This is a genomic window from Streptococcus orisratti DSM 15617 (genome assembly GCF_000380105.1).
Classification (GTDB): Bacteria; Bacillota; Bacilli; order Lactobacillales; family Streptococcaceae; genus Streptococcus; species Streptococcus orisratti.
Genome location: NZ_KB904450.1, coordinates 1 through 25,864 on the forward strand (window position 1 = coordinate 1; position 25,864 = coordinate 25,864).

Sequence of the window (25,864 nt, forward strand, 5' to 3'; positions counted from 1 at the left end):
CAACTACAACGACTACTTCAGAAGAGCCAACTACAACGACTACAACTACTACAGGTGAGAAACCAAACCAACCAGAAACAACAACTACTAGCAAACCTAAAAAACCAGGTCTTCCATCGACAGGTGAAAAAGGTGGACTTGTAGCGACTGTTTTAGGAGTTATTGTTCTTGTAGCAGCAATTGTAGCAGCAGTGGTATACTATCGCAGATCTAAAAACGCTTAATCGTAAGTGTTTGAGATGACGTGAAAGGGAGAACGAGATTGTTCTCTCTTTTCTTTTGTTTATACCACCAAAGTGGAAGTAACACAGTAGTTGTTCCTTCGATAGCTTTAATAAGTGCTAGGGCAACAGACAGTGATATAGAAAACGGGAATACATTTAGTGATAATGTCATCTATAAGCGCTATATGCAGGAGGGTGCAACTATTATTTGGAATGACACGATAGGCAATACAGATTGGGGTAGTCTAGCTTCGATAGCACTTCATTTATTTATTCGTGATATAATAAATGTTTTTTCAATAACTCCCTCAAAGCGTTGTGTTTTATTCCCTAAAATTTGTCAAAACTACTAACTAGTGTTAAAATTAAATCAACGAGTTCGAAAGAAAGGAAATATTATGACTCAATTCAAAAATGCAGCAGTTAAGTCTATGGTAGTCATGCGCAAGGCTTTTCGAACTATTGATGCAAAGGTTTCGGAGTCTTTTAGGGAGTTTGGATTGACACCTACACAATTCGGTGTGCTAGATGTGTTATTTGCCAAGGGGGGTGCGATGAAAATTGGAGAGCTCATTGATAGCATGTTGGCAACTTCTGGTAATATGACAGTTGTTATTAAAAATATGGAAAAAAACGGTTGGGTAACTCGCACGACCTGTCCTACAGATAAACGTGCCTATCTGGTGACTTTGACTGAGGCTGGGCGTGACTTAATTCAGAAGGCCTTGCCAGCTCATATTGTAGCTGTTGAAGAGACTTTTTCTGTTTTAACAGAAGAAGAACAAGAACAATTGATTGAGCTTCTTAAAAAATTTAAAAATTCCTAGGTAAAAAATTAATCTTTTGTGAGCAAAAAACTTTACAAAAGATTTTCTTAGGGTTATAATTACTACATAGTAATAAAAACTACTAATTAGTAGTTAAAAGGAGCCGAGATGACAATCTTAGACACTTTAAAAAATTTATTTCAAAAAGAGGAAAAAGACATGAAAAATATCTTATTTATCGTTGGATCACTTCGTGAAGGATCATTTAATCACCAATTAGCGCAAAACGCTGAGAAAGCTCTTGAGGGTAAAGCAACCGTTTCTTACCTTGACTGGAAAAATGTTCCGATGTTCAGCCAAGATCTTGAAACTCCGGTATTGCCAGAAGTTCAAGCTGTACGTGATGCCGTAGCGGCAGCAGATGCAATCTGGATTTTCTCACCAGTTTATAACTTTTCAATCCCAGGTTCAGTGAAAAACTTGCTTGACTGGCTGAGTCGTGCGGTTGACCTTTCAGATACAACTGGTGTGTCAGCTATTAACGAAAAAGTAACAACGGTTTCTCTTGTTGCTAATGGTGGGCACGAACAAGCAGCCGAAATCTACCGTAATTTGTTACCGTTTATCCGTACAACTTTTGTTGATGAAATCACAACATCAAAAGTAAATGATTCTGCATGGGCAGATGGCAAGTTTGTGGCAACTGAGGAAGTTCTTGAACAGCTTACAAAACAAGCTGAAGCTGTCCTTGCTGCAATAAACTAAGAACATATCTATTAATAGCCTACCAAATTTAAAAATTTTCGGAGAACGTTTGACACTAGTCAAGCGTTTTCTTTATTGACATTTTGTGATGTGGTCGTATAATAGGAGCATGACAGATAGACAACTAATATTCAACCCTAATATAGCAGAGCAAAAGCCTAGCAACAAGGACACCTGCCCGTTCTGTATTCAAGATAATCTAGGCAAAATTTTGGATCAACGTCAAGATATGATTTGGGTAGAGAATAAATACCCGACCTTGGAGGCAACCTATCAGACTCTTATTATTGAGTCTGATAATCATCTCGGTGATATTTCCAACTATTCTTTAGAAAAAAATCATCAGCTCTTTTCGTTTGCATTTGAAAAATGGCAGAGCTTACAGTCCAGCGGGCGTTTTCGCAGTGTCATTATGTACCGTAATTTTGGTCCTTTATCTGGAGGTAGCCTTAGGCACCCCCACCTACAAATTGTTGGATTGGATAATATTGATGGTCAGGAAAAAATTAGGATTCAAGATTTTCAGGGCTTACTAGTTACTCAAGAGACAAATGAGCAACCTGAAATCACTGTATCTACTAAGCCTATGATTGATTTCACTGAATTTAACATCAAGGTGTCCAGTTTATCACAATTAGACCAACTAGCTGATGGGGTTCAATTCATTTCAGATTACATTTTGACTATTTTTCTGGGTGGTCGGTGTAAGTCCTATAATCTTTTCTTTTACCAGTTTGAAGACAGCGTTTACTGCCACGTTGCTCCTCGTTTTGTGGTCTCCCCTTATCAGATTGGTTATGGCATTCATCAAGTTAATCAATTAAAGCAGCTTGAAAAGATTTGTCAGCAGTTACAAGAATTATGGAAAAAACGTTATAGTAGCGGACTGAAATGGTAGCTATCGACTGTTTTTAGTATGGGGTTACCCAGTAGCTCTTGTGGCTGTTAGAGCAGTTCATCACGTTTCAGAAAGCTACGGACTATGCTGAAGTAGTAAAGTGAACTCAGTAATTAAGTGAATTGTTATAAGCGGGGGTTGTTTTTTCCAATCGTTGAAGTCATAATCGACGATAACATTTTGAACCTCTGCAATATCACCTAAGGTGATAGAGCCATTTTATCTCCGTGATAAAAAATTGCTATTGGAAAAAATGCTAAAAAAAGTTTACAATAGACATATTCTGAATTGGGATAAAAATAAGAGAAAGTGAGAAGCAGTGATGAAGCCTATTATTGTTGGAATTACAGGAAATGTGAAGGAAATGCCAGCTATGTCAGGCATTCATTTTGATGCAGTTTCACGCCAGCTTTCAGAAGGAGTTAAGGAAGCTGGAGGTGTTCCTATCGTTATCCCTGTTGGAACTCCTGATTTAGCAAAAGTCTATGTGAATATGGTTGATAAGCTTATCCTATCAGGTGGTCAAAATGTTGACCCCCGCTTTTATGGTGAGGAAAAGGAAGTTGATTGTGATGATTATTGCCTTGAACGTGATGAGTTTGAACTAGCTCTGGTTAGGGAAGCACTAGCACAAGGAAAACCTATCTTTGCTGTCTGCCGGGGCATGCAGTTGCTTAATGTTGCCTTAGGCGGTACGCTCAATCAAAATATTGACAATCATTGGCAGAGCAAATTCCGAGGCACTGCTCATGAGGTAGAAGTCAAGCCTAATAGTCGGGTAAGCCGCTTGGTGGAGTCTGGTAGTCGAATCAATTCCATCCATCGTCAAAGTGTGAAAGAACTAGCACCTAGCTTAGTAGCGACAGCACGTGATCCGCGAGATGGCACTATTGAGGCATACGAAAGTAAACATGGAACACCAATTTTGGGTATTCAATGGCATCCAGAATTGATTTTGGAAAGTCGCAGCAGTCAACATTTATTTAAATTTTTGGTACATCAACTGTAAACTCAGGTATTTTATTATTACTCTTTTAAATTTCAACTTTTCAAGGTCAAGCTGTCAGGATATGCGATAAGCTTAATGAGAATAAATAGCATTGTAAATGAGGAATTACCTTTGTCAGAATGTCAATTTTATGAAAAACTAAAAAGTGCATGTAGCTAGAAAATGGATACATGCATTTTTTCATGCGTATGGTGTGATGAAGACAAAAGTCCTTAGAATGTGGACAAATTGTTTTATACTCAATGAAAATCAAAAGTAGCCTAGGAAACGAAGCCGACGATAGAACTTGAGTTCATCAAGGCAAGTTGACAACGGATAATTTTGATTTTCGAAGAGTATTAGCAGTAAATTAGCTAGGAGTCTCTACTAGAAAAAGTAACGATTAGTTTTTACGAGTAAAGTGAGCGCTAAACTAAGGTTTTTTATACGATAAAAATACCTGAATCTGCTTGGTTTCAGGCATTTGGAAGATTTGACTTAGGTATGGAATTTTGACGGAAGTCGCTACTGTCCACTTATCACCTAAGGGAAATATACAAAGAAACTTTGACTCATGGCCTTTTTCTCCTTTTCTTATAAACTGCTGTAAGAGGTATGTTATAATAGCAGTATGATTACTATTGAAGAAATTGATAAAATTAACAAAAATAATCTTTCACCATTAACAGTGCTAGCTGGTGAAGATATGGGGCAGTATGCTCAGTTGAAAGAACGTCTTTTAAAAAAAATAGGGTTTGACAAGGATGACTTAACGTATTCTTACTTTGATATGGCGGAGACTTCCTATCAGGAGGCTGAGATGGATTTGGAAAGCCTCCCTTTCTTTTCTGATAGTAAGGTTGTGATTTTTGATAATTTGCTTGACATTACAACGGATAAAAAATCTTTTTTGGACGAGAAAGAGCTCAAGCGTTTTGAAGCTTATCTGGAAAATCCTGTGGAGACAACTAGGCTTATCATCTGTGCTCCTGGGAAATTAGATGGCAAACGTCGTCTGGTCAAACTTCTTAAGCGTGATGCCAAGGTTTTTGAAGCGGGGCAGCTAAAAGAAGCGGAGTTGAAAACGTATTTTCAAAAATATGCCCATCAAGAGGGATTGGTTTTTGAAACGTGTGCCTTTGAGGAATTGCTGATTAAGTCTAATTTTGATTTCAGTGATACCCTGACCAATATTGCCTTTCTTAAGTCTTATAAGAAAGACGGTCATATTACCTCTCAGGATATCAGCGAAGCTATTCCCAAGACATTGCAAGATAATATTTTTGACCTGACCCAGTTTGTACTGTCAGGAAAGATTGATGGTGCGCGTGAATTGGTGCGCGATCTGCGTCTGCAAGGCGAGGATGAAATTAAACTTATTGCTATTATGCTGGGGCAATTTCGTACCTTTTTGCAAGTGAAAAACTTGGCTAGTCAAGGCAAATCTGAGCAGCAAATTGTAACGGATCTGTCTGATTATCTAGGCAGGCGGGTTAATCCTTATCAGGTTAAGTTTGCCTTGCGAGATTCAAGAACCTTATCGTTACCTTTTTTGAAAAAGGCTGTCGTGACCTTGATTGAGACGGACTATGCCATTAAACAAGGTAAGTTTGATAAGGATTATCTTTTTGATATTGCCCTGCTTAAGATTGCACATGAAAGAAGCTAAGCTCACTTTTATTTTCAGTCAAATTCTTTGAAAGCTCTGCTATTTTACGGTAGAATAAAGAAAAATAAAAGAAACGAGGAACCTCTCATGGCAATCACTTTACCAGACCTTCCATACGCATATGATGCGCTTGAACCATATATCGATGCAGAAACGATGACATTGCATCATGATAAACACCACGCAACTTACGTGGCAAATGCTAACGCTGCTCTTGAAAAGCATCCAGAAATCGGTGAAGACCTTGAAGCTCTTTTGGCAAATGTTGAACAAATTCCTGCTGACATTCGTCAAGCTCTTATCAACAACGGTGGCGGACATCTTAATCACGCTCTCTTCTGGGAACTCCTTTCACCTGAAAAGAAAGAAGTCACAGCAGAAGTTGAAGCAGCTATCAACGAAGCTTTTGGTTCATTTGCTGCCTTCAAAGATACTTTCACAGCAGCAGCGACAACTCGCTTCGGTTCTGGTTGGGCTTGGCTTGTTGTTAATAAAGAAGGCAAACTTGAAGTACTTTCAACAGCTAACCAAGACACGCCAATTTCACAAGGTTTAAAACCAATATTGGCTCTTGATGTTTGGGAACATGCCTATTATCTCAACTATCGCAATGTACGCCCTAACTACATCAAAGCATTCTTTGAAATTATCAACTGGGATAAAGTTGCAGAACTCTATGCCGCAGCAAAATAAGATATTGAGCAGGACTTCCTGCTCTTTTTGATTTTACTTGATTAGAAGCAGCTAATGGAACGATAGATTAGGACTAGAGCACTAGGACTAATTTTTTGTGTGTAAAAAGTTTGCTAAGATAAAAATAATTGTTTAGAAAACAATGAGAAAGAACGTAATTTATAGCTATGGATGATAACAATATTTTAGAATTAGGATGTTAATCAATCAAACTTTTAATATTTCAATGTATCCATATTATGAGGAATTATAGATTTTTGCTATTAATCATTTATTATCTATACTATTTTTTCTTGAATTTTTCTAATAATGTTATAAAATAGATAGCAGGGAGAAATGATTTGAAAAAGAAAGAACACTTATGTATAGGGGTATGCTTCTCTGTTTTGGCACTTTTATTGGCTGCTCTGCTATTTATCAAAAATAGTCAGGAGTTGAAAAAACAAGCAAAAGCTGACGTTTCGACGAAGCAATCGTTTTTGAAAGCTTCAACGGAAGGCATGTCAAAACAAGAAGTAGCGGATAAACCAGAGTTAAAAAAGAGCGACGTGGATAAACAAGCCGTCATGGAGGCGGATTTGGAACGAATGAGCTCGCTAGGATTATATTATGATTATGCACATTTGAGTCTAGTTGAGGTGGTCCAAAATTATTTAACAGAGTGTGGAATTGACGTGTCTCAAGTAGCTTTTACTTATAAGAATCCTAAGACAGGTCATCAATTTTCGATGAATGATACTCAGCCTATGACAGCGAGAAGTACCTATAAATTGCCACTGAATATGCTTGTTGTAGATGCTGTCGATGAGGGAAAGCTGTCTTTGACTGAGCGGTTTGACATTACTCAGACAGATTATGAATATAGACCAGAACATGATGCCTATGTGGGACAATTTAATGGCGCAATGTCAATCCCAGATATGCAAGAGTATTCCTTAGTTTATTCGGAGAATACTCCTGCATATGCTTTGGCTGAAAGACTTGGTGGTATGGATGCCGCTTACACTATGTTTGGTAAATATGGACAATCAAAAGGAGATGTCAAGACTATTCGTCAAGAGGACAATAAGACGACAACGGATTACTACATTCAGGTTTTGGAGTATCTTTACAATCATCAAGAGAAATATGCTGATATTATCAACTTCATGGATCAATCCTTTACTGGACAATATTATGAAACCTACCTTTCAGATATTCGCATCGTTCAAAAGCCGGGCTATGTGCGTGAGGCGCTTAATGTTGATGCTATGGTTTTTGAAGAAAGTCCTTACTTGATTGCTATTTACACTCGTTATCTTGGAGGATCTACCGAGGAATCAGATGAAATCAATGGCTATGGCTATATGCAACTAGCAGCTCTGACCTATGTTATCAATGAGTGGCATCGGGTTAATGAAAATGGTCTAGCCTAAAGTAGTATGGTCAATTAGTTTATCTTTTATTACTTCGACATAAGAGGAAACTCCGTTTCCTTATTTCCAACTTCAAACACTCCACTGGATTGTTTGAACTCACTTTACCGTACTTTACGAAAGTGACTTGCTTCGCATGTCTTATTTCCAACCTAGAACAGCCTAGAGGCTGTTCTAGCAACCTGCAGCTCGTTGCCTAGTACTAAAAGAGAATGCAGTAACCTCATGATTACTGCATTTTTGTTGTTTTGGAGAAGGCGATTTGGTAGCTTTTGATGAGGTTTTGAAATTTTTGAGCTGCTTCTTTGGTTAATTGTTTAGAAGATTTTCCTTTACGACTGAAAATTTTGTTGTGCTTGTCTCGCTGTTGTTTTTTACTTGGTTCAACAAAGAGAGAATTGCCATCTATCATTGCCTTTAAGGCGAATTTTGGTTCGTTGTCGTTGATGGGAGTGATGTCTAGTTGACGATGGCGATTGTCATTTTGATTGGCATAGTTAAAGCTAGCGCTATTGACGATACTATTTTTTGTCCGAGTTTGTGTATCAATCTCATTAAGAAATTGTCCAGATTCTGATAGGATAAACTCAGAGTGAAAGTGGATAAGCACCTTGAAATTGCTTTGCTTGACATTGTCACTATACTTGGGGACTTTTCTACCCGAAGTGTTGGTTTCAATGGCAACCTTATTATGATAGCGGGAAGACTCGGTCAGACTGTAATCTTGCTCAGGTAGTTTTGTTAAATATTTGGCTAAGGCATCTGCATCGCTGTCTGTTTTGGTACGGTAGTGTTGACGAACCCAGTTGGCTTGCTGGGCAGAGATAACGTAGCGAAGTTGATGGATTTGTTTGGAAAAAGTGTCCGTTTGTGAGAAGGTGTCGTCTGGAAAGGCTATCTGTACCAGAGAGGCTAGTTCGGTCCAGAAAGCATCGGTTGGTGAGAGGTTTGCATCAAAATGCCTTAGAAGGGCTCTGGTCTCATTGGTATTACCACTAAGTTCTTTAGGTAAATTGATGAAATGAGTGAGGAAAGCGAGACTTTTTTTCGCGTTTTGGGTGGAATCAAGTTTAACTTGACTATGCCACATAGCTCTAAAGAGAGGACTGCCAACTTTTTGAGCTTCTAAAAATTGACTTTGAAAGGATTTTAAATTAGGATTTGAACGCTCATCTAAAAAACTCAATTTCTTGATATAGATTTCTTTAATGACTGTCTTAGACCATCCTTTTTGTACCAATTCTTTAAATTGCTTTAATAAAGCAGGACGGAGCTGCCACTTCTCTAAAAGTGGTAAGGAGTGATACTCCTCATTTTCAGCGGTTAATGATTCATAGAGATCTTGATAGGCATGATAAATTTTTTCAGATTGGGCTTGTTTTTCTTCGTGCCGATAGGCAGTAAAACCTAAAATACTTAACATAAAAATGGTAAGGTAAATTCTTAAAATCTTTCCTTTCATCTGTACCCTTTCTCTTTGAATGTTGACTTTATTTTAACATAAAATGCTAATTGCAAGTGTTCAATGTATCAGACTACGTTATTGTAGTTCTCTTGTGTCATCGTAACACTTAACGAAAGCGAAGTTGCCTTGTTAAATTATCAATATACTTTTCACAGAATATCAGTAAAACAACGTCTCCTTATCGGTCTGATAAGGAGAGGCTTTCCGTTATTTGACAAACATAGCGTCACCAAAACTGAAAAAGCGATAATGTTCATCGACTGCGTGTTTATAAGCATCAAGAACAAATTCACGGCCAGCGAAAGCAGAAACTAACATCACTAAGGTAGATTTAGGGAGGTGGAAGTTTGTTGAGAAAGCATCGACAACTTTAAAGCGATATCCTGGCTTGATGAAAATGTTGGTCCAACCGCTGTCAGCTTTGATGTGACCATCAAACTTTGAACCGATAGTTTCAAGTGTTCGAATGGAAGTTGTTCCTACAGCCACCACACGTTTACCTGCTGCTTTGACTTCACGCAGAGTTTGGGCTGCGTCTTCGGATAAGTTATAAAACTCAGAGTGCATCTCATGTTCATCAACATTATCAACTGAAACAGGGCGGAAAGTGCCTAAACCAACATGAAGAGTGAGGTAAACTAATTTCACCCCTTTAGCTTCAATTTTTTCTAATAATTCTTCTGTAAAATGTAAACCAGCTGTAGGAGCCGCAGCAGAGCCATTTTCCTTGGCATAGACGGTCTGGTAACGCTCTCGATCTTCAAGTTTTTCGTGAATATAAGGTGGCAATGGCATTTCGCCAAGGCTTTCAAGAACTTCTAGGAAGATACCGTCATAGGCAAATTCGACAATTCGACCTCCGTGGTCTAATTCTTTTTTTACCGTTGCTGTTAGTCGACCATCTCCAAAAGAAATTTGAGCACCGATACGAAGACGTTTGGCAGGTTTTGCTAAAACTTCCCATTGATCGCCTTCGGTATTTTTAAGTAAAAGCAATTCAACATGTCCATGAGTATCAGGTTTTTCACCGTAAAGACGGGCAGGAAGGACACGCGTGTTGTTCATAACTAAAGCATCACCCGGATTCAGTTGATCAATAATGTGGTCAAAATGGGTGTCTATCATGCTGTGATTGTCTTTGTCAATGACTAATAATTTCGAACTATCACGTTTTTCCAGAGGTGTCTGTGCAATGAGTTCCTCTGGCAAATGAAAATTAAAATCTTCAGTATTCATTATATTCCTCGTTAACTCTCTTTTTAGCCTTCCTATTATATCACGATAACTGCTTGCCGTCATCTTTGAATCACTTAATTGTAATCATTCTAAATAAATGATACAATAGTTATAAGAAGGATAGCTATCTCAATTTTATACTCTTTTAGTTTATCTTCTCTTGCTGTAGTTCAGTAGAGTTTGCAAATCTTTATTTTGAATTAAAAACCTATATTCACAGTTCAGTACTTTTATCTAAGGCTAGTTTTTGAGCTACTCATCGTTAGTTTTTTTCAAAATACAGTCAGTATTTCCTCAAAAAAAAACTGCCTTGATTAGCGAAAAACGATTTCTTATCTATAAGCACTTCGCTTGTGAATACAGGTTCTAAAAGGCTACCTAAAAGGTTAAACTAAAAAGATAGAAAGTTGGTTTCAAATGGCAGTCAACGATTATGCAAAGTCCATAGTTTATGGCGGAATGGATGGCATTGTGACAACTTTTGCCGTAGTGGCAGGGTCGGTTGGTGGAAATCTTGGCGTAGCCCCCATTATCGTTTTAGGATTTTCTAACTTACTGGCTGATGGTTTTTCCATGGCAGTTGGTGATTACCTCAGTTCAACAACTGAGGAGCATGTGGACAAGAGAAAGGCGGTTAAAAATGCTGCTGCGACCTTTATTTCATTCAATTTTTTTGGTCTGATTCCCTTATTATCTTATCTCTTGTTCAATATTTTCAGTGCTTTTCAAGATAATACGTTCACCATTGCCTGTGTCTTGGTTTCTTTTGCCTTAGCACTTTTGGGATTGGTTAAAGCACACATAACAAACAGAAATAAGGGAAAAGAACTTCTGCGTACTCTAATAGTTGGTCTAACGGCGGCCTTATTTGCCTACTATGTTGGCCAACTTTTGGGAAATATGGCTGACGCTTGGTTACAAAAATAGTCTATAATTAAAAAGAAGCTGGATGACAAATCACTATTTCTCATAGGTTTGATTTGTCATCCAGCTTTTTCTTTTGCACCTTTTAAGAATGAGAAAACTGTTTACCAAAGAAAATCAAAAACGAACTAGGCGATGAAGCACAAGAAATACTGACATAATAAGGTTAACTAAGTTGTGAACGTCGCTCTAATGTTCAATTGCTTCCTGCTTTCGAATACTTGGTCTTAGGTTACTACTGAGTACGAATTTGCAAGGGAGTTTTTTAACGGATATGAGCAGAGATGATTTTTTAAAAAATGTATTTTAGAGCGTTTCTGAACTGTCAGAGAGTTGGAAATGTGGTAAAATGAAACATATGGAAAAACGTATCAAAGAACTGGTTCATTTACTGAATCAATACAGAACCGAATACTACACCCAAGACAGTCCTACAGTGACAGATGCTGAGTACGACAGGCTTTATCGAGAGTTGGTTGAGCTAGAGAATGAACATCCAGAGTTTATTCTCCCAGATAGTCCAACTCAGGCTGTCGGAGGTGTTATTTTAGATGGATTTGAAAAATACCAACATGAAACTCTGCTTTACAGTTTGCAGGATGCTTTTTCACGTGGAGAATTAGAAGACTTTGATAATCGAGTGAAGCGTACTTTTCCAGAGGCAACCTATATGGCCGAACTAAAGATTGATGGGCTCTCGGTTTCTTTAGTTTATGTTAATGGAGATCTTCAGGTTGGCGCGACTCGAGGTGATGGCAATATTGGTGAAAACATTACTGAGAATCTAAAACGGATTAAAGATATCCCGCAGCGATTATCTGAACCTTTGACAATAACGGTTCGTGGAGAAGCCTACTTGCCACGACTCTCTTTTGATAAAATCAATCAGGAGCGTCGTGATAATGGGCAGGCTGAATTTGCCAATCCAAGAAATGCTGCTGCAGGAACGTTGCGACAGTTAGATACTTCGGTCGTTGCCAAAAGAGGACTAGCAACGTTTCTTTATCAAGAAGCAAGTCCAACAACACGTCGTACACAAGATGATGTCTTAAGAGAACTTGCTGAATTTGGTTTTTCTGTGAATCCTCGCCGTATTGTAACCCAATCAATAGATGACATCTGGCGATTTATTCAGGAGATTGCTGAAGAACGTGATCAACTACCATATGACATAGATGGTGTTGTTATCAAGGTTAATAGCTTAGCTATGCAGGAAGAACTAGGATTTACCGTAAAAGCACCTCGCTGGGCCATTGCTTATAAGTTTCCAGCAGAGGAAAAGGAAACAAAGATTCTTTCTGTTGATTGGACTGTCGGTCGAACAGGAGTAGTGACACCAACAGCAAACTTGAGTCCAGTTCAGCTAGCAGGAACGACTGTTAGTCGGGCTACGTTGCATAATGTGGATTATATTGCTGATAAGGATATTCGCATTGGTGACACTGTGATTGTCTATAAAGCTGGTGATATCATTCCTGCTGTGTTACATGTGGTTGAAAGCAAGCGGGATAAGCAAGAAATTATGCCTATTCCTAAAACTTGTCCATCCTGTGATAGCACTTTGATTCATTACGATGATGAAGTAGCCTTACGTTGCATCAATCCGCTTTGCCCAGCTCAAATTTTGGAGCGATTGTCACATTTTGTCAGTCGTGATGCCATGAACATTGCTGGCTTAGGACCATCAGTTATTGAAAAATTATTCAAAGCTAATTTGGTTCATGATGTTGCAGATTTATATCAATTATCAGTTGCGGATTTTCTATTACTTGACGGGATAAAGGAAAAATCGGCGGAGAAATTTTATCAAGCCATTCAACAATCTAAAGAGAATTCAGCAGAAAAACTTTTATTTGGTCTGGGGATTCGTCACATTGGTGCCAAGGTTAGTCGCCAGTTGCTTGAAACATTCGGTGATCTTAAGAGTTTGGCTCAAGCAGATGTGGAAACCATTTCTGCTATAGATGGTTTAGGGGATACGGTTGCCAAATCTCTGCGCAGCTATTTTGATAAGGAAGAGGCAGAAAAGCTTTTAGAGGAGCTAAGTCAGGTTGGTCTGAATTTATCCTTCAAAGGTCAAAGGCCACAGGCTGATGCCCTATTATCAGGCTTAACGGTAGTTCTTACTGGAAAACTAGAACGTTTAACTCGAAATGAGGCTAAAGAAAAGTTGCAAAATTTAGGTGCTAAAGTGACAAATTCTGTGTCTAAAAAGACAGATTTGGTAATTGCAGGAAGTGATGCGGGCTCTAAACTTGAAAAGGCTCAAACACTTGGTGTTGATATTCGTGATGAAGCTTGGTTAGAAAGTTTATAAGAGGAAATCTTATGGTTAAGAAACAAAAACGTGCGCGCTTGATTTACAATCCGACATCTGGACAAGAAATCATGAAGAAAAATGTTGCAGAAGTTTTGAATGTTTTGGAAGGTTTTGGCTATGAAACATCTGCTTTTCAGACCACTCCAGAAAAAGATTCTGCCAAAAAAGAAGCTGAACGCGCTGCCCTTGCAGGCTTTGACTTGGTTATTGCAGCTGGAGGGGATGGAACGATTAATGAAGTTGTTAATGGGATAGCACCGCTGAAGAAGCGGCCTAAAATGGCTATTATTCCGACTGGAACGACTAATGATTATGCACGGGCATTGAAAGTTCCGCGTGGCAATCCCGTTGAAGCGGCCAAGTTGATTGGTAAAAATCAACTGATTAAAATGGACATTGGTCAAGCTTACGAAGATACTTATTTTATCAACATTGCTGCGGCTGGTTCCTTCACTGAGTTGACCTACAGTGTCCCAAGTCAGTTGAAAACCATGTTTGGTTACTTGGCTTATTTGGTCAAGGGAGTTGAGTTATTACCGCAAGTCAGTAAGGTTCCTGTTAGAATTACGCATGATAATGGTGTTTTTGAGGGTGACGTTTCGATGATTTTTACTGCCCTCACTAATTCTGTGGGCGGATTTGAACAAATTGCACCGGATGCTAAGCTAGATGATGGGAAATTTACCTTGATTTTGGTCAAGACAGCTAATCTGATTGAGATTTTGCATTTGATTCGCTTGGTCCTAGACGGAGGCAAACACATCAACGACAGACGTGTTGAGTACATTAAAACTAGCTATATTGAAATTGAACCAAAATCTGATAAGCGCATGATGATTAATTTGGATGGCGAATATGGTGGAGATGCTCCGATTACTCTCAAGAATTTGAAAAATCACATCACTTTCTTCGCCAATACGGATGAAATTTCAGACGATGCTCTGGTATGGAGTCAGGAAGAATTGGCACTAGAAGCTATCGCTCAGAAATTTGCCCACGAAGTTGAAGAACTCAAACCTGAAATAGAGGAGTAGAATAATATGGAAAACACTGTAATCGTGCACTACCATAGCCGTCAAGGTAGTTATTTCGACCGAAGTTTATGGCAATGGCGTGACGGTCACTTGGGGAGAGATGCCCGCTTTTCGCGTTATGATAGCTTTGGAGCAGTAGCGACTTTAACTGAGCCAGCACCTTATTTTTTGAGTCATATCTACGTAATTGTTAAGAATCGAGATTGGAGTTATAAGACTGTTGACTACCGCATCAATCGTGAAAATGGTGGTTCTAAAACAGAAGTTTGGTTAGTTGATGGTGATAGTACAGTTTACTATTCTCGTCAAGCAGCAGTTGCAAGCCATTCCTACGGTCGGAGACAACCTCATGCATTTGATATGGGAACTAATAGTAAAGTTTTTGATCAAAAATGGGGCTTTGATGGTTGGTTGGGAGCTAAGTATTCTGAAAGGTTTACAGAATTTAGACTCTGGGCACCAACTGCAGAAAAAGTAGAGTTAGTACTTTACAACTCAACAGATGAAAAAGCCAGTGTGGAGCGGGTTTTTCCTATGGTACGGGGAAACGAAGTGAATCATTCAGACCACAGTAAGAATACACATGGGGTCTGGTTTGAAACCATACAGGGAAATATGAATTATCAGGCTTACTGTTACCGCATATATTATCGTAAACGAACCTTTAGGGATACCAGAGATCCCTATTCTATTGCAACAACAGCGAATGGGCGCCGCTCAATTGTCATTGCTCCTGAACATCTTATTCCAGAAGGTTTTAGTATCAAGCATGGAAAAGAAGCTGCTTGGCGGTTATCTAACCCAAATCAAGCAGTCATTTATGAGATGCATATTCGTGACTTTTCACAATCGGAAACATCTGGAGTCAATCCTAAAAATCGCGGAAAATTTCTTGGTGCCATTGAAACAGGAACGCGTAATCAGTTTGGGGATAAGACTGGTTTTGATTATGTAAAAGACTTAGGAGTCACTCACATTCAGTTACAACCCATTTTTGATCATCATCAAACCTTTGATGCTGATGGAAATTATGCTTATAATTGGGGCTATGATCCAGAAAACTATAATGTTCCTGAGGCGAGTTTTACAAGTAAACCTCATGAGCCTGCAACTCGTATTTTAGAATTAAAACAACTTGTTCAAGCCTATCATGATGCAGGGCTTGGGGTGATTATGGATGTGGTTTACAATCACACCTATTCTTCACAAGATTCGGCTTTTCAATTAGCGGTTCCAGATTATTATTATCGTATGAATTCTGATGGTTCTTTCCAAAATGGCTCTGGTTGTGGCAATGAGATGGCTAGTGAGAAAGAAATGTATCGAAAATACATGATTGATTCTATTCTTTACTGGGCTCAAAATTACAATTTGGATGGTTTTCGTTTTGACTTAATGGGGCTTCATGATGTTGAAACGATGAATGCCATTCGGCAAGAGTTAGACAAGATTGACCCTAACATCCTTCTTTACGGTGAGGGTTGGGACATGGGTATTGGTCTGATGCCAGAGGATAAAGCTAAAAAAGATAACGCACAGCAAATGCCAAACATTGGTTTCTTTAACGATGATCAACGTAATGCGGTTAAAGGTGCGGAAGTTTATGGTGACTTTAAGCGAGGTTTTGTATCGGGTGCCTCCTCGGAGGATAAGGTTGCTAAGGCTATTCTTGGAAGTGATGAACTTGTTAATTATTTGGCTCCAAATCAAGTGTTGAATTATGTTGAAGCTCATGATAATTACAATCTTAATGATCTTCTTTTAGAGTTACATCCTACTGATAGTGTTGAGGAACATGTTCGTCGAGTTGAGTTGGCAACAGCAATGAATCTTTTAATGCAAGGGATGAGCTTTATGCAGTTGGGACAGGAATTTTTAAGAACAAAACTTTATCCAACGGGTCAAGATGGACAACTGACTGATGCAGACAAGGAACGTGCAATGAATTCTTACAACGCACCTGATAATGTCAATCAAGTAAATTGGCGTCATGTGACCTACCATAAATCAACGATTGAGTTTGTTAAAAAAGTTATTCAAATGAAAACTCAAACTCCATATTTTTCATACCAGACATTTAAAGATGTGCGTGAGCATGTTTATGTTAATAGTGCTGTTACTGGGACTGGTTTTATTAGCTTCATTGTTGAAGACGAAAGGAAATACAAAGTCATTTTCAATGCTTCTGGAAAACGCTTGCAAACTAAACGATTTAATGATATAATAATAACAAATGATGAGAGTTTTCGAAAAAATGAATTAATGCTTGATAATTTGACAGCGGCGATCCTTGATATCACGGAATAACCTGAGGTTTCTCGGGTTATTTTTGTTTTTTCGAGACATATATTAATTGAAAATCGAAATAGTGTAAAAGTGACATGATAATTTTGATTTTCTTTCAATATTATTTTGTCATTTTTTATTTTTTAACACACTATGGGGTGCTCTAAGGAGCTAAATTTTCAATAATATTTGTTCGGTTTATCTTTTGTTACTTAGACATAGCTAGTGAGATTTATTTTATCTGTATTGTTATAGTATGGGTGATTAGAACACATATTGTGTGAAATTTTACTGATAAGGGCAATCAGGATAGTGGTTTAGAGGGGGGATTTGATGGATAATAAAGAAGCGCTCTACACTTTTGGAATAGGGGAAAATTTCCATATTCAACAGTATTTTGGGGTGCATTGTGATCACCAAGAGGATAAAGATGGCTATGTTTTTAGAGTTTGGGCACCAAATGCAGAACTTGTTCAGCTGATTGGTGACTTTACAGAGTGGCGCAATGAACCGCTTCAAATGACTAAAAATGAAGCGGGAGTTTGGGAAGTTTTTACGGACTTACCCAAGGAAGGACAACTTTACAAGTATTTAGTGACACGAAAAGGTGGTCAAGTTGTTGAAAAAATGGAACCAGTAGCGCTCTACTTGGAGGAACGCCCAGGGACTGCGGCTGTTGTCAAGATCCTTGAGGATAAAAAGTGGAAAGATGGTCTTTGGATGGGACGCCGTAAACGCTTCGGTTTCAAACAACGGCCGGTTAATATTTACGAAGTCCATGCCAATTCATGGAAAAAGGATGAAACTGGAAAACCTTATCAGTTTAAAGAGTTAAAAGAGGAATTGATTCCTTACCTAGTGAAAATGAATTATACCCATGTGGAGTTCATGCCGTTGATGGCGCATCCCTTGGGGATGAGTTGGGGCTACCAGTTGATGGGGTATTTTGCCTTCGAGCACACTTACGGGACACCGGAAGATTTTCAAGATTTCGTAGAAGCTTGTCATCAGAACAATATTGGTGTTATTGTTGACTGGGTTCCAGGACATTTTACACAAAATGACGATGCCCTAGCTTATTTTGATGGAACGCCAACTTATGAATATCAAGATCATCATCGCGCCCATAATTACCGTTGGGGAGCATTGAACTTTGACCTTGGTAAAAATCAAGTGCAGTCTTTCTTGATTTCAAGTGCCTTGTTTTGGATTGAGTTTTACCATATTGATGGTATCCGTGTTGATGCTGTCAGCAATATGCTTTATCTAGACTACGATGATGGACCATGGTCGCCAAATCAATTTGGGGGAAATCGTAATATTGAAGGCTATAATTTCCTTCGCCGTCTTAATGGGATTGTCAAGTATCATCACCCAGACGTTATGATGATTGCTGAGGAATCAACAGCTGCAACACCAATTACCAAACCGCTTAGTGAGGATGGCTGTGGTTTTGACTATAAATGGAACATGGGCTGGATGAACGATATCCTCAGATTCTTTGCAGAAGATCCTATTTATCGTCAATATGACTTTAACTTGGTCACTTTTAGCTTCATGTATGCATTTAATGAAAATTTTATCTTACCATTTTCACATGATGAAGTTGTTCACGGCAAAAAAAGCATGATGCACAAAATGTGGGGAGACCGCTATAACCAGTTTGCGGGATTACGTACCCTTTACACTTACCAGATTTGTCATCCGGGTAAAAAATTACTCTTTATGGGGTCGGAATTTGGTCAGTTTTTGGAATGGAAGTATGATCATGAGTTAGAATGGGGAAATCTTGATGAAGAAGATAAACTCAACTTAAAAATGCAAGATTTCACCAGCCATCTCAATCAATTTTATAAGGAGCATAAAGCTCTATGGCAGATTGATGATTCCTATGAAGGACTTGAGATTATTGATGCCGATAATACTGCGGAATCTGTTCTATCTTTCATTCGTAAGAATGACAAGGGAGATATGTTGATTTGTATCTTTAACATGACGCCGGTCGAACGTAGAGATTTTACTATCGGTGTACCGGTTGCAGGCATCTATGAAGAAGTTCTTAATACGGAGTTAGAGGCTTTTGGTGGCGTTTGGAAAGAAGGTAATCCAAATGTTCGGACGCAGACTGGACTTTGGAAACACTATCAAAACACGCTCACTTTTACCCTTCCAGCACTTGGAGCAAGTATCTGGAAAATTAAACGTCGTTTGAAAAAATAAACCTAAGAAAGGAAAACTACATGAAGAATGAAATGTTAGCTCTGATCCTCGCCGGAGGACAAGGAACTCGTCTTGGAAAATTGACACAAAGCATTGCAAAACCTGCGGTTCAATTTGGAGGACGCTATCGTATCATTGATTTTGCACTTTCAAATTGTGCAAATTCAGGCATTAACAATGTAGGTGTTATTACACAGTACCAACCCCTAGCTTTAAACAGCCACATTGGAAACGGATCATCATGGGGACTTGATGGTATTAACGCGGGAGCTACCATTCTTCAGCCTTATTCAGCGACTGAAGGAAATCGTTGGTTCCAAGGTACTAGCCATGCCATCTATCAAAATATTGATTACATTGATAGTATCAATCCAGAATATGTTTTGATTTTGTCAGGAGATCATATTTATAAGATGGATTATGATGATATGCTCCAAACCCATAAAGATAATTATGCTAGCTTGACAGTTGCCGTTATTGATGTTCCTCTCAAAGAAGCCAGTCGCTTTGGTATTATGAACACCGATTCAAATGACCGAATTGTCGAGTTTGAAGAAAAACCAGCTGAGCCAAAATCAACTAAGGCATCCATGGGGATTTATATCTTCAATTGGCAACGTCTTCGTACCATGTTGGTAGATGCAGAAAAGAATAATGTTGATATGTCGGACTTTGGTTCGAATGTCATTCCGGCCTATCTTGAATCGGGTGAACGTGTTTATACTTACAACTTCCAAGGTTACTGGAAAGATGTAGGTACCATTGAATCACTTTGGGAAGCCAATATGGAATATATTGGTGAAGACAATGATCTTCATAGTCGTGATCGCTCATGGAAAATCTACTCCAAGAATTTGATTGCGCCACCAAACTTTATTACTGAAACTGCCGATGTCAAAGATTCATTGGTTGTGGATGGCTGTTTTGTATCTGGAAAAGTTGAACATTCCATCCTATCAACTAATGTTCAGGTAAAAGAAGGTGCTGAAATTAAAGATTCCTTTATCATGAGTGGCGCCATTATCGGTGAAGGTGCAAAAATAACCCGTGCCATTGTTGGTGAAGGTGCTAAGATTGCTGAAGGCGTTGTTATTGACGGAACGGATGAAGTTCAAGTTATTGGTTATAATGAAGTAGTGGGGGTACCAAATGAAGATTGATAAATATTCTGCGATTCTTGGAAGCACAATTGGCTTTCATGAAATGGAAGGATTAACAGCTGAACGACCATTAGCTAGTTTGCCATTTGATGGTAAATATCGTCTGATTGACTTCCAACTTTCTAATCTGGCAAATGCAGGTGTGCGTAGTGTTTACGGTATTTTCCGTGGGCAAAATGTCCGTTCCATTTTTGACCATATTCGTTCAGGACGTGAATGGGGGCTGAATACTTTGCTTAGCCACTATTTCCTTGGCTTTTACAATGCAAGTATCGGTGAAGAAACTGCTGATAAAGATTATTACGATCAAATTTTAACCTATCTCAAACGTTCTGGTTCAGACCAAACCATCTACATGTCTTGTGATATTCTTTGTAACATTGATTTAGCGCAAGTTATTCACCTTCATAATGCCAATAAGCGTAACATCACAGTTGTTTATAAAAAAATACCAAAATCTGGTATCTCATCAGCAAATGATATTTTAGAAATAGATGCTAGTGATACAGTAACTGGTCGTAGAGATGGTCTCACTGGAGAAGATTTTGAAAAGATGTCAGCTGGTATTTATGTTGTTAATACCCCTTGGTTGATTGAGCAGATGGAGAAAGAGGCTGAGGTAGCAGAACCACGCAAATTACGCTTCTTACTACGTGATTTGACTATTACCTCCAACGCTCTAGCTTTTGAATATACAGGCTATCTTGCTAATATCTCGTCGGTAAAATCGTACTACGATGCTAACATGGATATGCTAGATACACAAAAATTCTATTCATTACTTTATTCAAATCAAAAGGTTTATACAAAAGTTAAAAATGAAGAATCCACTTATTTTGATGTTGCTTCTACTGTTAAAAACGCTCAGTTTGCTTCAGGTAGTATCGTAAAAGGTAATGTTGAACATTCTATTGTTTCACGTAACTGCCAGATTGACAAGAATTCACGAGTTGTAAACAGTGTGATTTTCCCTAAAGTAAAAATTGGAGAAGGTGCAATTGTTGAGAACGCCATCGTTGATAAAGGTGTTACTATCGCTGCGGGTGTCACTATTCGTGGAACTCAGGAAAAACCAGTTGTTATCGCCAAGGCTAGTGAAATTGTTGAGGATATTGTTGGATGAAAATAATGTTTGTTGCGGCAGAAGGAGCCCCTTTTGCCAAAACAGGCGGCTTAGGTGATGTTATTGGAGCATTGCCTAAGTCACTTGTTAAAAACGGAAATGAAGTAGCAGTTGTCTTACCCTATTATGATGTTGTAGATGCTAAATTTAGTGGGAAAATTGAAGATGTCCTGTATTTCTACACTTATCTTGGTTGGCGTCGCGTTTACGTCGGTGTCAAACGTATCGTACGTGATGGAGTGACCTTTTATTTTATCGACAATCATGATTATTTTTTCCGTGGGCATGTTTATGGAGATTGGGATGATGGCGAGCGCTTTGCCTTCTTCCAAATAGCTGCGCTTGAATTGATGGAGAAAATTGACTTTATTCCTGATATTCTTCATGTACATGATTATCACACTGGAATGATTCCTTTCTTGTTAAAAGAAAAATATCACTGGATAAATGCTTACAAGGATATTAAAACGGTCTTTACTATTCATAATATTGAATTTCAAGGTCAATTCGATCCGGGAATGCTTTGGGATTTGTTCGGTGTAGGTTTTGAGCGTTATGCTGATGGAACTTTGCGCTGGAATGACTGTCTTAACTGGATGAAAGCAGCGGTACTTTATGCAGATCGTGTAACGACTGTATCGCCTTCTTATGCCGAAGAAATCAAGACGCCTCAGTTTGGTAAAGGTCTTGACCAGATTATGCGTATGGAGTCAGGCAAGTTATCAGGGATTGTCAATGGAATTGATACAGAGCTTCTCAATCCTGAAACAGATCCTTATTTGTTAGCACACTTCTCTGCTGACGACCTTTCGGGCAAGGCCAAAGATAAAGCTGCGCTTCAAGAGCGCGTTGGTCTGCCTGTGCGTGATGATGTGCCTTTGATTGGTATTGTGTCTCGCCTAACGGACCAAAAAGGTTTTGATCTTGTGGTCAATGAATTGAATAACATTTTACAAAATGACCTGCAAGTTGTCGTTCTGGGAACAGGTTATGCAGATTATGAAAATGCTTTTGCTTGGTTTGGACGTAATTATCCTGAAAAATTATCTGCTAACATTACTTTTGACCTTGAATTAGCTCAGCAAATTTATGCAGCCTGTGACCTCTTCCTTATGCCTTCAGCCTTTGAACCATGTGGCTTATCACAAATGATGGCTATGCGCTACGGAACGTTGCCGTTGGTACATGAAGTGGGTGGCCTGCGTGATACAGTAATTCCTTACAATCGTTTTGATAAAACGGGAACAGGTTTCACCTTTAATAATTTCTCAGGCTACTGGTTAACGACGACTCTAGCCTTTGCATTAGATGTTTACTATCATCATAAAGAAGATTGGCGAGAGTTACAACATAATGCCATGACAAAAGATTTTTCATGGGATACGGCTAGTCTCGCTTATGAACATCTCTATAAAGGTCTAAAATGATGAAAAATTAATTGTGACAAGGAACTTTGTGACTAGAAGAACAAGTGTGACCTTTAATCGGGAAGAACTTGTTGTGCCGTGGGTGCAGTTAGCGGTATCGTGATTAATGACGCTAGCTTCTTTCTCGCAGAGTTTCTTTGTTTGACATTTCTCGAGAACCAAGATAGAAGACACATCTTGATGTTTAATCGCTCATACTCTTCGAAAATCAAAATTATCCGTTGTCAACTTGCCTTGATGAACTCAAGTTCTATCGTCGGCTTCGTTTCCTAGGCTACTTTTGATTTTCATTGAGTATCAATTAAATTTTTAGCCTCGTATTCAGTGAGACCTATAGTTTTTTAGTTTGTTTTAGTACTGGGCAACGAGCCGCAGGTTGCTAGAACAGCCTCTAGGCTGTTCTAGGTTGGAAATAAGACATGCGAAGCAAGTCACTTTCGTAAAGTACGGCAAAGTGAGTTCAAACAATCCAGTGGAGTGTTTGAAGTTGGAGATAAGGAAACGGAGTTTCCTCTTACGTTGAAGTAATCAAAGATAAACTAATTGATTATAAAACTAGATTTTCAATTTGTCTCAGTTAGTAGTAGCGCTATTTTATAGCTTTGATTTAAAGCAGTGTGAGAAGCTATTATGATTGTCTGTCTTGATTCTTGTACGAAAAGGAGTTCGGCTCTACGTTGAAGGCTAAGCATTTATCAAAATAAAATGTGTCTATCCAGTGCAGCTATATTGAATATGAATAAAAGAAAGGACTTTTATGCAACTTACAAAAGAACAATTTATACGTGATTTCAAAGATACACTTCACCAAGAGCAGCTGGTAAAAGTGCCTGCTGCAACACCATCGGAACTTTTTACAACTTTAGCAAAATTAGTTCGTAAGTACTACACCAAGACATGGATTGACCGTAATCACAATTTATCTGACAAGCAACAAAAAATTGCTTACTATTTCTCGATTGAATTCTTACCAGGACGTATGTTGGAAACGAATCTTTTGAATTTAGGGATTTTGGATCTGGTTAAGGAAGGGTTTGCAGACCTAAATGTTGACTTTGAAGCGGTTAAAACAGCAGAGCATGACATGGCTCTAGGTAATGGTGGGCTTGGACGGCTGGCTGCTGCCTTTATGGACTCGCTTGCAACAACTGGTTATCCAGGCTTTGGGAATGGGCTCCGCTATAAATACGGACTTTTTAAGCAACGAATCGTAGATGGTTATCAGGTTGAATTACCTGATTCATGGTTCGGTTCTATTGGGAATGTCTGGGAGGTGCGTAAAGACCATGACATCGTAGATGTCAAATTATTTGGAAATGTTTATCTCAAAGCTGAAGAAGGGAAATTAGTACCAGTTTATGAAGGCGCGCAAGTACTCCGTGCCGTACCTTACGATGTGCCACAAATTGGTTTTGAAAATGGAGTAATTAACAATCTTCGCCTTTGGGACGTTGAAATCCCAGAAGAGTATGAATTGGATTATCCAACGATTGAAGCACTTCGTAGCGTTCGTGACATCACTTCGACCCTCTACCCAGATGATTCTAATTATGAAGGTAAGCAGCTTCGACTTGTTCAAGAATACTTTATGACAAGTGCTGGTCTGCAAACCATTATCAAATCTTACCTCAAACAAGGTCTGTCACTTGAAAATATCCATGAAAAAGTATCTGTCCATATCAACGATACTCACCCTGCGGTGGCACCAGCAGAGTTTATGCGCCTATTGGTTGATGAGTACGGCCTTAACTGGGAAGAAGCATGGAATGCAACTGTGAAAACTATGTCCTACACGAATCATACCATTCTTTCAGAAGCTCTTGAAAAATGGGATGCCGAGTTATTCAAAAAAGTTTTGCCACGCGTTTACCAAATTGTCCTTGAAATTGACAACCGATTCGTTATTGAAATGGCGCAAAAAGGCATTGATCCAGCGATTATCGAAAATACTCGTATTGTGAAAGACAACCAAATTCATATGGCTAATCTTGCCATTATCGGTGGTCACTCTGTCAATGGTGTTGCCAAGCTTCACACAGAACTCCTCAAAGAAGATACACTCCACGATTTCTACACCCTTTACCCAGAAAAATTCAATAACAAAACAAATGGTATCGTGCAACGTCGTTGGACACAAATCGCGGCTCCAGAATTATCATATGCTATTGATCAAACCATTGGGACACAATGGCGTAAAAATATCCATGAACTTCGTAAGTTGAATGACTTTGTTGATGATAGTGCGGTACTTAATAGCTTTTACCAAGTCAAGCAAGATGCTAAAGCACGTCTTGCAGCCTTCATCAAGGAATCAACAGGTGTTGAAGTATCAACAGAAGCTATCTTTGACGTGCAAGTCAAACGTCTTCATGCCTATAAACGTCAATTGCTCAATGTGATGCACATCATCAAGCTCTATAACGATTTGAAGGACAATCCTGATAAAGATGTGGTGCCTCGCGTCTTCATCTTTGGAGCTAAAGCAGCACCTGGGTACCACTTTGCCAAATCTGTTATCAAGATTATCAATGAATTGGCAAATCTTGTAAACAATGATGAAAGCATTCAAGGCAAACTAAAAGTTGTCTTCTTGGAAAATTATCGTGTCAGCCTTGCTGAAATCATTATTCCAGCAGCTAATGTATCTGAGCAGATCTCATTAGCATCCAAAGAAGCATCAGGAACATCTAACATGAAGTTTATGATGACAGGTGCTATTACTTTGGCAACCTTGGACGGCGCTAATATTGAAATCAAGGATGAAGTTGGTGATGATAACATTGTTATTTTCGGTATGGATAAAGATGATGTTTATCGTCATTATGCTGCTCATGATTATTATTCACGTGGTGTTTATGAAAACAACCCAGTCATCAAGCGTGTGGTGGATAGTTTTGTTGATGGTACTATTCCAAACATCCAAAATGAAGGCATGGAAATTTACGAAGCTCTTATCACTCACAATGATGAGTATTTCTTGCTCGAAGACTTCCCAGCCTACGTTGAAGCACAAGAACGCATCGATGCGCTTTACCGTGACCGTGAAACATGGTCTCGCATGTCTCTGCGAAATATTGCCAATTCAGACAAATTCACTTCTGATGATACCATCACAGAATACGCTGAAGAAATCTGGCGTCTAAAGAAATAACGTCTAAGAGATTGTAAAGAGGGCAGGTTAAGAGACACCTTACCTGCTCTTTTTGTGTTTTGGATGATTTTCAGAAAACAATGTTATAAAATCTAACAT

19 protein-coding genes are annotated in these 25,864 nt (G+C 38.7%); 17 read left to right on the forward strand and 2 right to left on the reverse strand.

The genetic code is table 11. The annotated features are described in order from the left end of the window. The 8 genes from A3I7_RS12280 to A3I7_RS0101510 all read left to right on the forward strand — a co-directional run. Positions 1–224: LPXTG cell wall anchor domain-containing protein (locus A3I7_RS12280; RefSeq protein ID WP_033418448.1), on the forward strand; the 224-nt coding region annotated here is incomplete at its 5' end. 398 nt (positions 225–622) lie between these two features. After that, the gene (locus A3I7_RS0101480; protein WP_018375012.1) at positions 623–1,051 is read left to right on the forward strand and encodes a MarR family winged helix-turn-helix transcriptional regulator; all 429 of its coding nucleotides are present in this window, start codon (positions 623–625) and stop codon (positions 1,049–1,051) included. Between the two features lie 159 nt (positions 1,052–1,210). Further along, positions 1,211–1,756: an NADPH-dependent FMN reductase gene (locus A3I7_RS0101485; protein WP_026217075.1), complete on the forward strand. Its 546-nt coding sequence runs from the start codon at positions 1,211–1,213 to the stop codon at positions 1,754–1,756. Between the two features lie 109 nt (positions 1,757–1,865). Continuing rightward, positions 1,866–2,654 (forward strand): DUF4931 domain-containing protein, encoded by a 789-nt coding sequence (locus A3I7_RS0101490; RefSeq protein ID WP_018375014.1) that lies wholly within the window; start codon positions 1,866–1,868, stop codon positions 2,652–2,654. A 322-nt stretch (positions 2,655–2,976) separates the two neighbouring features. Continuing rightward, the gene (locus A3I7_RS0101495; RefSeq protein ID WP_018375015.1) at positions 2,977–3,663 is read left to right on the forward strand and encodes a gamma-glutamyl-gamma-aminobutyrate hydrolase family protein; all 687 of its coding nucleotides are present in this window, start codon (positions 2,977–2,979) and stop codon (positions 3,661–3,663) included. A 610-nt stretch (positions 3,664–4,273) separates the two neighbouring features. Beyond that, positions 4,274–5,311 (forward strand): DNA polymerase III subunit delta, encoded by a 1,038-nt coding sequence (gene holA, locus A3I7_RS0101500; protein ID WP_018375016.1) that lies wholly within the window; start codon positions 4,274–4,276, stop codon positions 5,309–5,311. Between the two features lie 87 nt (positions 5,312–5,398). After that, positions 5,399–6,004 (forward strand): superoxide dismutase SodA, encoded by a 606-nt coding sequence (gene sodA / locus A3I7_RS0101505; protein WP_018375017.1) that lies wholly within the window; start codon positions 5,399–5,401, stop codon positions 6,002–6,004. A 341-nt stretch (positions 6,005–6,345) separates the two neighbouring features. Beyond that, positions 6,346–7,419, forward strand: a complete 1,074-nt coding sequence (locus tag A3I7_RS0101510) for a serine hydrolase (protein ID WP_018375018.1) — start codon at positions 6,346–6,348, stop codon at positions 7,417–7,419. 229 nt (positions 7,420–7,648) lie between these two features. On the opposite strand, the gene A3I7_RS0101515 is transcribed toward A3I7_RS0101510, so the two are convergent. Next, positions 7,649–8,881 carry a DUF3114 domain-containing protein gene (locus tag A3I7_RS0101515; protein WP_018375019.1) on the reverse strand — a complete coding sequence of 411 codons (1,233 nt, stop codon included), beginning with the start codon at positions 8,879–8,881 and terminating at the stop codon, positions 7,649–7,651. A 210-nt stretch (positions 8,882–9,091) separates the two neighbouring features. After that, the gene (queA, locus tag A3I7_RS0101520; protein ID WP_018375020.1) at positions 9,092–10,120 is read right to left on the reverse strand and encodes a tRNA preQ1(34) S-adenosylmethionine ribosyltransferase-isomerase QueA; all 1,029 of its coding nucleotides are present in this window, start codon (positions 10,118–10,120) and stop codon (positions 9,092–9,094) included. Between the two features lie 417 nt (positions 10,121–10,537). Here queA and A3I7_RS0101525 point away from each other — a divergent pair, with 417 nt between their 5' ends. The 9 genes from A3I7_RS0101525 to A3I7_RS0101565 all read left to right on the forward strand — a co-directional run bounded on the left by A3I7_RS0101525 (position 10,538) and on the right by A3I7_RS0101565 (position 25,765). Further along, positions 10,538–11,047, forward strand: coding sequence for a VIT1/CCC1 transporter family protein (locus A3I7_RS0101525; RefSeq protein ID WP_018375021.1), 510 nt, complete (start codon positions 10,538–10,540; stop codon positions 11,045–11,047). A gap of 355 nt (positions 11,048–11,402) precedes the next feature. Then, positions 11,403–13,361, forward strand: coding sequence for an NAD-dependent DNA ligase LigA (gene ligA, locus A3I7_RS0101530; RefSeq protein ID WP_026217077.1), 1,959 nt, complete (start codon positions 11,403–11,405; stop codon positions 13,359–13,361). An 11-nt stretch (positions 13,362–13,372) separates the two neighbouring features. Then, positions 13,373–14,398 carry a diacylglycerol kinase gene (locus A3I7_RS0101535; protein ID WP_018375023.1) on the forward strand — a complete coding sequence of 342 codons (1,026 nt, stop codon included), beginning with the start codon at positions 13,373–13,375 and terminating at the stop codon, positions 14,396–14,398. Positions 14,399–14,404: 6 nt separating this feature from the next. Then, positions 14,405–16,705, forward strand: coding sequence for a type I pullulanase (gene pulA, locus A3I7_RS0101540; protein ID WP_018375024.1), 2,301 nt, complete (start codon positions 14,405–14,407; stop codon positions 16,703–16,705). 312 nt (positions 16,706–17,017) lie between these two features. Next, a complete protein-coding gene (glgB, locus tag A3I7_RS0101545; RefSeq protein WP_018375025.1) occupies positions 17,018–18,904 on the forward strand; it encodes a 1,4-alpha-glucan branching protein GlgB in 1,887 nt (628 codons plus the stop codon). A gap of 20 nt (positions 18,905–18,924) precedes the next feature. Then, complete coding sequence (locus A3I7_RS0101550; protein ID WP_018375026.1) at positions 18,925–20,064, forward strand: glucose-1-phosphate adenylyltransferase; 1,140 nt, start codon at positions 18,925–18,927, stop codon at positions 20,062–20,064. Then, complete coding sequence (glgD, locus tag A3I7_RS0101555) at positions 20,054–21,187, forward strand: glucose-1-phosphate adenylyltransferase subunit GlgD (protein WP_018375027.1); 1,134 nt, start codon at positions 20,054–20,056, stop codon at positions 21,185–21,187. The genes A3I7_RS0101550 and glgD overlap by 11 nt, the downstream gene beginning before the upstream one ends. Then, positions 21,184–22,614, forward strand: coding sequence for a glycogen synthase GlgA (glgA, locus tag A3I7_RS0101560; protein ID WP_018375028.1), 1,431 nt, complete (start codon positions 21,184–21,186; stop codon positions 22,612–22,614). Before glgD ends, glgA begins: the two co-directional genes overlap by 4 nt. A gap of 757 nt (positions 22,615–23,371) precedes the next feature. Further along, on the forward strand, positions 23,372–25,765 hold the full coding sequence (locus tag A3I7_RS0101565) for a glycogen/starch/alpha-glucan phosphorylase (protein ID WP_018375029.1): 2,394 nt from the start codon (positions 23,372–23,374) through the stop codon (positions 25,763–25,765). Positions 25,766–25,864 lie beyond the last annotated feature (99 nt).

Bases quoted from the DNA above. Each gene is read 5' to 3' on its own strand.
- A3I7_RS0101485 (WP_026217075.1), top strand. From the start codon at position 1,211: ATGAAAAATATCTTATTTATCGTTGGATCACTTCGTGAAGGATCATTT.
- A3I7_RS0101525 (WP_018375021.1), top strand. From the start codon at position 10,538: ATGGCAGTCAACGATTATGCAAAGTCCATAGTTTATGGCGGAATGGAT.
- queA (WP_018375020.1), bottom strand. From the start codon at position 10,120: ATGAATACTGAAGATTTTAATTTTCATTTGCCAGAGGAACTCATTGCA.
- A3I7_RS0101565 (WP_018375029.1), top strand. From the start codon at position 23,372: ATGCAACTTACAAAAGAACAATTTATACGTGATTTCAAAGATACACTT.
- A3I7_RS0101490 (WP_018375014.1), top strand. From the start codon at position 1,866: ATGACAGATAGACAACTAATATTCAACCCTAATATAGCAGAGCAAAAG.
- A3I7_RS0101495 (WP_018375015.1), top strand. From the start codon at position 2,977: ATGAAGCCTATTATTGTTGGAATTACAGGAAATGTGAAGGAAATGCCA.
- glgD (WP_018375027.1), top strand. From the start codon at position 20,054: ATGAAGATTGATAAATATTCTGCGATTCTTGGAAGCACAATTGGCTTT.
- A3I7_RS0101515 (WP_018375019.1), bottom strand. From the start codon at position 8,881: ATGAAAGGAAAGATTTTAAGAATTTACCTTACCATTTTTATGTTAAGT.
- pulA (WP_018375024.1), top strand. From the start codon at position 14,405: ATGGAAAACACTGTAATCGTGCACTACCATAGCCGTCAAGGTAGTTAT.
- glgB (WP_018375025.1), top strand. From the start codon at position 17,018: ATGGATAATAAAGAAGCGCTCTACACTTTTGGAATAGGGGAAAATTTC.
- holA (WP_018375016.1), top strand. From the start codon at position 4,274: ATGATTACTATTGAAGAAATTGATAAAATTAACAAAAATAATCTTTCA.
- glgA (WP_018375028.1), top strand. From the start codon at position 21,184: ATGAAAATAATGTTTGTTGCGGCAGAAGGAGCCCCTTTTGCCAAAACA.
- A3I7_RS0101480 (WP_018375012.1), top strand. From the start codon at position 623: ATGACTCAATTCAAAAATGCAGCAGTTAAGTCTATGGTAGTCATGCGC.
- ligA (WP_026217077.1), top strand. From the start codon at position 11,403: ATGGAAAAACGTATCAAAGAACTGGTTCATTTACTGAATCAATACAGA.
- A3I7_RS0101535 (WP_018375023.1), top strand. From the start codon at position 13,373: ATGGTTAAGAAACAAAAACGTGCGCGCTTGATTTACAATCCGACATCT.
- sodA (WP_018375017.1), top strand. From the start codon at position 5,399: ATGGCAATCACTTTACCAGACCTTCCATACGCATATGATGCGCTTGAA.
- A3I7_RS0101550 (WP_018375026.1), top strand. From the start codon at position 18,925: ATGAAGAATGAAATGTTAGCTCTGATCCTCGCCGGAGGACAAGGAACT.